The 8,775-nt window shown below is 63.5% G+C and carries 6 protein-coding genes; 5 read left to right on the forward strand and 1 reads right to left on the reverse strand.

The window, feature by feature from the left end:
* Together Q7T26_13210 and Q7T26_13215 are read left to right on the forward strand one after the other, a co-directional pair.
* The coding region (locus tag Q7T26_13210) for an ABC transporter substrate-binding protein (GenBank protein ID MDO8533100.1) at positions 1-1,287 on the forward strand (1,287 nt) is incomplete at its 5' end.
* A 50-nt stretch (positions 1,288-1,337) separates the two neighbouring features.
* On the forward strand, positions 1,338-2,243 hold the full coding sequence (locus Q7T26_13215; protein MDO8533101.1) for an ABC transporter permease: 906 nt from the start codon (positions 1,338-1,340) through the stop codon (positions 2,241-2,243).
* A 469-nt stretch (positions 2,244-2,712) separates the two neighbouring features.
* Here Q7T26_13215 and Q7T26_13220 read toward each other — a convergent pair whose 3' ends face one another.
* Positions 2,713-4,518, reverse strand: a complete 1,806-nt coding sequence (locus Q7T26_13220; GenBank protein ID MDO8533102.1) for a pentapeptide repeat-containing protein — start codon at positions 4,516-4,518, stop codon at positions 2,713-2,715.
* A gap of 595 nt (positions 4,519-5,113) precedes the next feature.
* Between Q7T26_13220 and Q7T26_13225 the strand changes: the two genes are divergently transcribed.
* The 3 genes from Q7T26_13225 to Q7T26_13235 all read left to right on the forward strand — a co-directional run.
* A complete protein-coding gene (locus Q7T26_13225; GenBank protein ID MDO8533103.1) occupies positions 5,114-6,685 on the forward strand; it encodes a carboxyl transferase domain-containing protein in 1,572 nt (523 codons plus the stop codon).
* A gap of 19 nt (positions 6,686-6,704) precedes the next feature.
* Complete coding sequence (locus Q7T26_13230) at positions 6,705-6,920, forward strand: hypothetical protein (GenBank protein MDO8533104.1); 216 nt, start codon at positions 6,705-6,707, stop codon at positions 6,918-6,920.
* 62 nt (positions 6,921-6,982) lie between these two features.
* On the forward strand, positions 6,983-8,775 hold a 1,793-nt coding region (locus Q7T26_13235), incomplete at its 3' end, for a pyruvate carboxylase subunit B (protein MDO8533105.1).

The raw sequence follows: 8,775 nt of genomic DNA on the forward strand, positions 1-8,775 counted from the left end.
GAGGCGCCCGACGCCCAGACGTACATCTTCAAGATGCGCAGGGGCGTCAAGTGGCACAGCATGGAGCCCGTGAACGGCAGGGAGTTCACCGTCCAGGACGTGCTGTGGAACTTCAAGCGCAAAAGCGCAGACGACAAGAAACTGCTCCGCCGCGAACAATTCCAGCTCATCAAGTCGGCGGATGTCGTGGACGGGCAGAGCATCAAGGTCGTCCTGAAGGAACCGGACTCGACGTTTTTGAGCAATATGTCCAGCCCGTTCAACCGGATGGTCGCGCGCGAGGTGGTCGAGAAGTACGGGGATGCCAGCAAGAACCTGGTCGGGACAGGGGCCTTCTTCCTGCAGAGCTATCGCACCGATGTGAGCTACAACCTTGTGAAGAACAAGGACTACTGGAAGAAGGGGCTTCCCTATTTGGACGGCATCAAGGTCGTCATCGTGCCGGACCCCGCCACCCGCGTCGCCTACTTCCGTTCCCGCCAGGCCGACATGTTCTCCGCGGTGATAGGCGAGCTTCAGAACCTGAAGAAGACCAACCCGGACATGGGCATTGCGCGCCGTCCCGTTGACCAGAACATCTTCTTCATGCACCCGGCCAAGAAGCCGTTCGACGACATTCGCGTCCGCCAGGCGTTCTCCCTGGCTATTGACCGCGACAAGCTCATCCAGGTGGTCCTGAGCGGCGAAGGCGAACTGAGCAAGTCCATTTACGGGCTCGGCCCCGCGTGGGGGCTGTCTCAGGACGAGCTGACGAAGCTCTATAAGCCGGACATCGCCAAAGCAAAGCAGCTTCTGGCCGAGGCGGGCTATCCCAACGGCCTCAGCGTGGAGGTCAAGGCCAGCGTGCGACGGCCGGACTCGGTTGAATCCCTGACCGTGGCCAAGGACATGCTCAAGGCCATCAACGTGGAGATCAAGCCCGTCGTCCTGGAGCACACGACAATCGTCGCGCAACGGGACGCCGGGGACTACGTCGGCATGCTCCACGCCGGAACGCCGACGCTTGAACTCACGGAGCGCATCACGGACTACTGGGCGCCCAAGGGCCGGTACCACCTCAATGACGCGGAGCTGGGCCGCATGCTGACGAGCATGAAGCAGACCGCGGACATCACCAGGCTCAAGCAGCTTGCGCGCCAGTTTGACCAGCGCATGATTGACCAGTCGTGGGCGCTCTTCCTCTTCAACGCGAACAGCTATTTGCTGTACCACCCGTGGGTGAAAGGCGTGAAGGAGCCCGCCACGCAGGACGCTCACTTGATGGAAGCGGTATGGCTGGACAAATAGGTGGGCATAACGGCGAACTTGTTCTGTAGGCATATCACATAGGTAGCCGCATGGAGGCCCATAGAGCAGAGTTGACCCTCAGCGCGTCCCGGCCGTGGACTGGAGCAAAGGCAGTCCACGGCCTGTGGGATTTTGCCCGGCGCAAGCCCTTGAGCGCGGCCGGTGGGGCCATCCTGCTCTTCATGACCATCCTCGCGATAGGCGCACCCATCTTCTCTCCCTACGATCCCCTGACCCTCCACTACGACTTCCGTTTCGCTCCCCCAGGCCCTCAGTTCCTGATGGGCACCGACAAGCTGGGGCACGACATACTGAGCCGGGTCATCTGGGGCGCGCGGGTCTCGATGGGCATCGGCATTGCGAGCGTCGTCCTAGGCACACTCGTCGGTCTTGTCCTGGGCGTCGTCTCCGCCTACTGGGGCGGAGTCCTGGACCTCTCCATCCAGCGCGTCATGGACGTCCTCATGGCGTTCCCCACACTGCTGCTGGCGCTGGTCATCGTGGCGGTCCTGGGCGGGAGCATGACCAACCTGGTGCTCGCCATCGGCATCGTGATGACCCCCCAGATGGCTCGTGTCGTCCGAGGCAGCGTCCTGAGCATCAAGGAGTCGCAGTACATCGAAGCCGCGCGGGCGGTCGGCGCCAGGGACCTGCGCATCGTCGCAAGCCACGTCCTCCCGAACGTACTGGCGCCGGTCATCATCGTCGCGACCGCCGGGCTGGCGCGCGCCATCATCACGGAGGCGTCGCTGAGCTTCCTGGGGCTGGGCGCGCCGCCGCCCACGCCGTCGTGGGGCGCCGACCTCAGCGGCATGGGGCGCACCTACTTCGAGCAAGGCCCGTGGGCCGCCATATTCCCCGGCCTTGCCATCAGCTTCGCCGTCCTGGGCATCAATATCTTTGGAGACGGCCTGCGGGATGCCTGGGACCCGCGCCTGGCCGGGACGCGCCGCTAGGCTCTGTTGACAATCTGTATTTCTCCGCTCATGGTGAGCACGCCTGCCCTGAGCAGAGCCGAAGGGTCGAATCCATGAGCGGGATAACAACATCACCCGCTCGCCCTTCGACAAGCTCTCCGAAGGAGTCCGGAGTCCTTCGGACAGGGTGAGCGGACAATGTCAACAGAACCTGGTGTCCTGTCCCTGAAATACGCGTATGCATTGTCAGTGCGAGGAGTCCTTCCGCGGAAGGACGACGAAGCAATCTGGAGGAGAGGCGTATCCCGCAACCAGATTGCCACGCCCCGATTTCATCGGGGCTCGCAATGACATTAGAAGTCGTCCCGAAATGCCGCTCGCTCTTCGACAGGCTCAGGGTGAGCGACTGTTTTCCCGCTCATGGTGAGCCCGTCGAACCATGAGCACTGCATTTCGGGATAGCTTGTAGCAATGAACTTCGGGGACGCGCCACTAGCCGGAAGACCGTCTACCGCCGGAACGCGCGTCGCAGAGCGATGACGGCCACGGCCAGGAGCAGGACGTTCGCCAGGGCGTTCAGATAACGCAGAGGCAGCATCCATCGGGACACCGCCTCTGGTTCAGACACGGGGATGGGGCCCGCGCGCAGGGCAAGCACGACCGCCTCAACATAGTCTTTCCAGAAGGCCCCATCAGCCAGGGCGGCCAGATCCAAAACGGGACGGCGTACCGAGTGAAACCCCGCCGCGAGATACAAAAGGCCAAAAACCAGCGCCGTTATCCCGTAGAGTGCCAAGGGCCTCAAATAGCTCTCCCCATACAGAGCGGCGATCCCGTACAGCCGCAGCAGGCCCCGCCATGCAAAGTGTGTGTCGTGCAGCCGCATGTCCATCTGGCCCACGTAGAAGTCCCCCGCCTCTATGTGCTGGCGGTTCTCTTCCAGGTTCACCCGCAGTTGCCGGTACAGCTCCGCCGCCTGGGAGGCAGATTCCTGGGACATTCCCCCTCCGCTGACTCTGGGGTCGTCGTAGAGGACGTTGAGGGGTCGCCCGTGCGGCCAGTGCCGCAGCCACCTGGCCCGCCGTCTCCATACCGCTCTCATCGTAGTGAAAGGCCACCATCGAGGCGAAGGCCGGAGCCGTTCCGGTAGCTTCGCCCACGTCGTGTTGAGGAAGTGGACCTGCCGGAGGTCGGTGCCCAGGAAGGAGACCCGCGAGAGGCTAACATCCTGGAAGTAAACGCGCTCGGGTTTCTCCAAGGCCACATAGGAAAAAAAGAGCGTGCCCGGGGCATCGCTTGTAGGGAATTCTGTTCCACGGAAGTTCAGTGACTCCCGAAACCTCGCTCTGATGAACATCACCTGGTGATCCCGAGACAATCTGGCGCGGTGGAAGTTAGCGTCCCCGCTGAACGTGGCGCCGCCGAAGTATGCGGCACCAGTAAATCTGGCGCCCCCGAAGTCGGCGGCCTTGCCGAACATGACGAGCCCGAAGATAGCCACTTTCAGGAACCTGGCGCCTCCGAAGTCGGCGGCCTCGGTGAAGCGAACGCGCCGAAAGTCGACGTCGCCGGTAAACGTAGTACCCCTGAATATGGCGTCCTTCGTGAACACAACGCGGAAATCAGCATGGGCAGCAAACATAGCGCCCCTGAAGTCGGCGTCCCCGCTGAACATGGCGTCCCCGAAGTCGGCGGCCCTGCTGAACATGGCGTCCCCGAAGTCGGCGTCCCCGCTGAACATGGCGTCCCCGAAGTCGGCGGCCCTGCTGAACATGGCGTCCCCGAAGTCGGCGTCCCCGCTGAACGTGGCGTCCCCGAAGTGGGCGTCCCCGCTGAACATGGCGTCCCCGAAGTCGGCGGCCCTGCTGAACATGGCGTCCCCGAAGTCGGCGGCCCTGCTGAACATGGCGCGCCTGAAGTGGGCGTCCCCGCTGAACGTGGTGTTCCCGAAGGAGGCGGCCCCGGTGAACGTGGTGTCCCAGAAGTTTGCGCTCTTGCCAAGCGCTTTGCCGCTGCTTACGACATCTGCCCAGCGAAAGTCCGGCGGGAAGACCACGCCTGCCAGATTGACCTCGGTGAACGCGGTGTCGCCCTCCTCTCTATCAACCTTGCTCTTCAGCGTCGTCAGGAATTCGGCGGCGCTCTTGGCGGAGTTCGTGTCGTGCAGAATGCAAAGGGACTGGCCCGCCTGGGCGGTTTCCGTGCATCTTTTCCCGTCGTATCGCGCGTACTCGCACTGGGCCATGCGCTTCTCTCCCGCGTTCCCGTCAACCGCCAAAGGCCGCGCCCGTCCCTCATCCACGCCTGCCTGCATTGTTGGCCTGTTTGCTCTGGTTGTCAACGTTTGCTTGAAGCCTGGGACAAGCCCCCGGCGTCCGGTAAACCCCTCTCCGCATGCGGGGGGGGGTCGGTGTTACCGATGTCCCTAGTTGCACAGGGTGAGGTGAAACCATCCCCCAAACCCCCGCCACCCGCCCCTTGCCACACCCAAAGACCACGCGCTACTCTGTCAACGGAACACATGTGCAGCCAGGCACACCTTGCCGGAATCGCCGTGGTTGGCCCTGTAGGGGCTGATCGGTGTGTCCGCCCGCCGCCGTTTACCGGCGCCCAATGACGATACATAACAGGAACAAATACCCGTAACCCCTCCCGCCAGATAGCAGCACCAGATAGGGAAGGCCCCTCGAAAAAATTGAAACAATTCAAATCCTGATGTGCGGTACTCCCCCTCTCCGCGCTCGCCTCCCCATCGCCTTGCGCGAAAAGGGCGTTTCTGGTAGGATAGCCAAAGTGTCCGCCTGTGAAAGTTGCAACAATCCCTGCGGCGCACACTCCGGACCGACTGTCCGGCAACACTCCCCTTCCGTAGCGCCGGAAAGCCCCGCGTGCGCGCGGACCGGAGGCCTATGACCATAGAGAACAAGCCCAGGACCATCGCCTCCAAGATTGAAGCCTTGCGTAAGATGCGCGAGCAGTCCCGGCTGGGCGGCGGCGCCGACCGCATCAAGCAGCAGCACGCCCGCGGCAAACTCTCCGCACGAGAGCGCATCGCCCTCCTCCTGGACGAAGGCACTTTTGAAGAGCTGGACCCCTTCGTCACCCACCGCTGCACGGACTTCGACCTGGCCGACAAGAAATATCTGGGCGACGCCGTCGTCACCGGGTACGGCTACATCCATGGCCGGCTTGCGTACGTGTACTCGCAGGACTTCACCATCTTCGGCGGCTCGCTGTCCGAGGTTGTCGGCGAGAAGATATGCAAGGTCATGGACATGGCCATGAAGAACGGCGCGCCGTGCATCGGCCTGAACGACTCCGGCGGCGCGCGCATCCAGGAAGGGGCGGTCAGCCTGGCGGGCTACGGCAACATCTTCCTGCGCAACACCCTGGCCTCCGGTGTCATCCCGCAGATATCCGTCATGCTGGGGCCCACGGCGGGAGGCGCCGTGTACTCCCCCGCTATCACCGACTTCATCTTCATGGTCAAGGGCATCAGCCAGATGTATATCACCGGGCCGGACGTCATCAAGGCGGTGACCGGCGAGCAGGTGACGCACGAAGAGCTGGGCGGCGCGATGGCCCACGCGACAAAGAGCGGCGTCTGCCATTTCGTCTCCGCAAGCGAGCAGGAGTGCTTCGAGCAGATACGGCGACTGATGAGCTTCCTGCCTCAGAACAACACCGAGGACCCGCCTCACGTCCAGCCCACGGGCAGCCCCAATGGCATTGACGCATCCCTGGCCTCCATCGTGCCGGACGACCCCAACAAGCCCTACGACATGAAGGAAATTATCCGGCGCATCGCGGACAGCGGGGACTTCATGGAGGTCCACGAGCACTACGCCCCGAACATCCTCGTTGGCTTCGCCCGGTTCAACGGCCGCCCCGTGGGCATCGTCGCGCAGCAGCCCATGTGCATGGCCGGCGCGCTCGACATTGACGCCTCCCTCAAGGGCGCCCGCTTCATCCGCTTCTGCGACGCGTTCAACATACCGCTTGTCACCCTTGCGGATGTCCCCGGCTTCATGCCCGGCACCCAGCAGGAGTACGGCGGCATCATCAAGCATGGCGCCAAACTCATCTACGCCTACGCGGAGGCCACCGTCCCCAAAATCTGCATCATCACGCGGAAGGCCTACGGCGGCGCGTTTATCGTTATGTCCAGCAAGTTCCTGCGCGGCGATATCAACCTCGCCTGGCCCTCGGCGGAGATCGCCGTGATGGGGCCGGACGGCGCGGTGAACATCATTCACCGGGACGCCATCGCCAAGTCGGCCAACCCGGAGGAGACGCGGCGCGCGCTCATTGAGGAGTACAAGGAGAAGCTCGCCACTCCCGTTGTCGCCGCCAGCCGGGGCTTCATTGACGACGTGATTGACCCGCGCGAGACCCGGACCAAGATCATCCGCGCGCTGGAGATGCTCCAGAACAAGCGCGACTCCCTGCCCGCGAAGAAACACGGCAACATCCCACTCTAAAGGCGGACGCGAAAGCTCCATGCCTGCTCAAACGTCCCCGAGTCCCTCGGTGCTGGCCGCCGTCTTGGCGGCCGTTGAGGCGTATCAGCAGGCGGAAGCGTTCGAGGCCGCGCGGCGCGCGACGCCGCCGCCTCACCAGGCCCCGCCGGGTCTCAACCCCTGGCGGTTGTTTGGCCGCTCAGAGCTGATGCAGACGCGCATGGGCTGGCACACCCGCCCGCGCGCCAAACGATAGGAACCTGATTACCCAAGCCCCCGCGCAGGTCACCGACAAATCACTCCCGGGAGAAGGCAGCCATGACGGCAGCAAAGGACACCACCCAGAAGCCCCTCAAGATAACCGACCTCACCTTCAGGGACGGCCACCAGAGCCTGTGGGCCACCCGGATGCGCACGGAGGACATCATCCCCGTCGCCGCCGACCTGGACAAGGCGGGCTTCTACTCCGTCGAAGTCTGGGGCGGCGCCACCTTCGACGTGATGACCCGCTTCCTGGCCGAAGACCCCTGGGAGCGCCTCCGCGTCCTCAAGAAGCTGATGCCCAAGACGCCCCTGCAGATGCTTCTGCGCGGACAGAACCTGGTGGGCTATCGGAACTACGCGGACGACGTGGTCAACGCCTTCGTGGACTACTCCTCCGAAGCGGGCATGGACATCTACCGGGTCTTCGACGCTCTGAACGACGAGCGGAACCTGGAGACGTCCTTTAAGGCCATCAAGCGGAACCGCAAGCACATTCAGGGCGCCATCTGCTACTCCGTGACCGAGCGCAGGCTCGGCGGCCCCGTCTTCAACGTGGACTACTTCGTCAAGAAGGCGATCAACTTCCGGGACATGGGCGCGGATAGCATATGCATCAAGGACATGGCCGGCATCCTGTCGCCCTATGATGCCTATGAACTGGTCAAGGCCATCAAGGACGCGGTGAAGCTGCCGCTTCAGTTGCACACCCACTACACCAGCGGCATGGCCTCCATGACCGCACTCAAGGCGATTGAAGCCGGAATTGACATCATGGACTGCTCGCTCGCGCCTCTCGGCCTGCGCACGTCGCACCCCGCCGTCGAGCCGCTGCTCGTCACCCTACAGGGCACGCCGCGCGACCCCGGCCTGGAACTGGAGCTGATGCTGAAGCTGGGCGCCCACGTCGAGAACATCGCGCCCAAGTACCGCTCGTTCCTTGACGACTCCAAGCTGGCGGTCATTGACGCCGGCGTGCTGGCCCACCAGGTCCCGGGCGGCATGGCGAGCAACCTGATCTCCCAACTCAAGGAGGCGGACGCCCTTGACAGGCTGGAAGAGGTGTACAAGGAGCTGCCGCGCACGCGCAAGGACCTCGGCTATCCGCCCCTGGTCACGCCCACCAGCCAGATCGTGGGCGTGCAGGCGGTGAACAACGTCATCTTCGGGCGATACAAGATGATCACCGCTCAGGTCAAGGACTACGCCTACGGCCTCTATGGCAAGCCCCCTGTCGCCATGGACCCCGACGTGGTGAAGCTTGCCCTGAAGGGCTACCCGCGTGGGGAGACGCCCATCACCAGGCGGCCCGCGGACGTGCTGGACCCTGAGATGGCGAAGGCCAAGGAAGACGTCAAGAGCATTGCGAAGGACATGGGCGACACGCTCATTTACGCCCTCTATCCCACCACGGGCCTGCGCTACCTCAAGTGGAAGTACGGCCAGGAGCCTATCCCTGAGGACGTGAAGCCCAAGAGTCTGGAACAGGCCAAGAAGGAGCTCGCGCTGAAAGACGACGTCTTCAGCAAGTACAAGAAGGGGCTCCTGACCGAGAAGCAGCAGGTCGAGGCCCCGGCCAAGGGACCGCACGCCCGCACGTTCCACGTGCATGTCGGCGACGAGTACTACAAGGTGGATGTGGAGCCTGCGGACGGCGGGGGCGCGCCCGTCGCGCACGCCGCTCCGGCGGTCGTCGCCGCGCCTCCGCCCGTTGCGCCGCGGCCCGCCGCTCCCGTGCTGTGCAAGCTGCTGGACATTGAGTGGATACTGGAAGACAAGCGCTACGAAACGCACATGATGCGTCTGGGGCTCAAGGATGAGTTGTACCCCGTCCTGGACGAGGCGTTCAA

It is taken from the genome of Dehalococcoidia bacterium, from assembly GCA_030648205.1.
In the GTDB taxonomy this organism is placed as follows: domain Bacteria; phylum Chloroflexota; class Dehalococcoidia; order JAUSIH01; family JAUSIH01; genus JAUSIH01.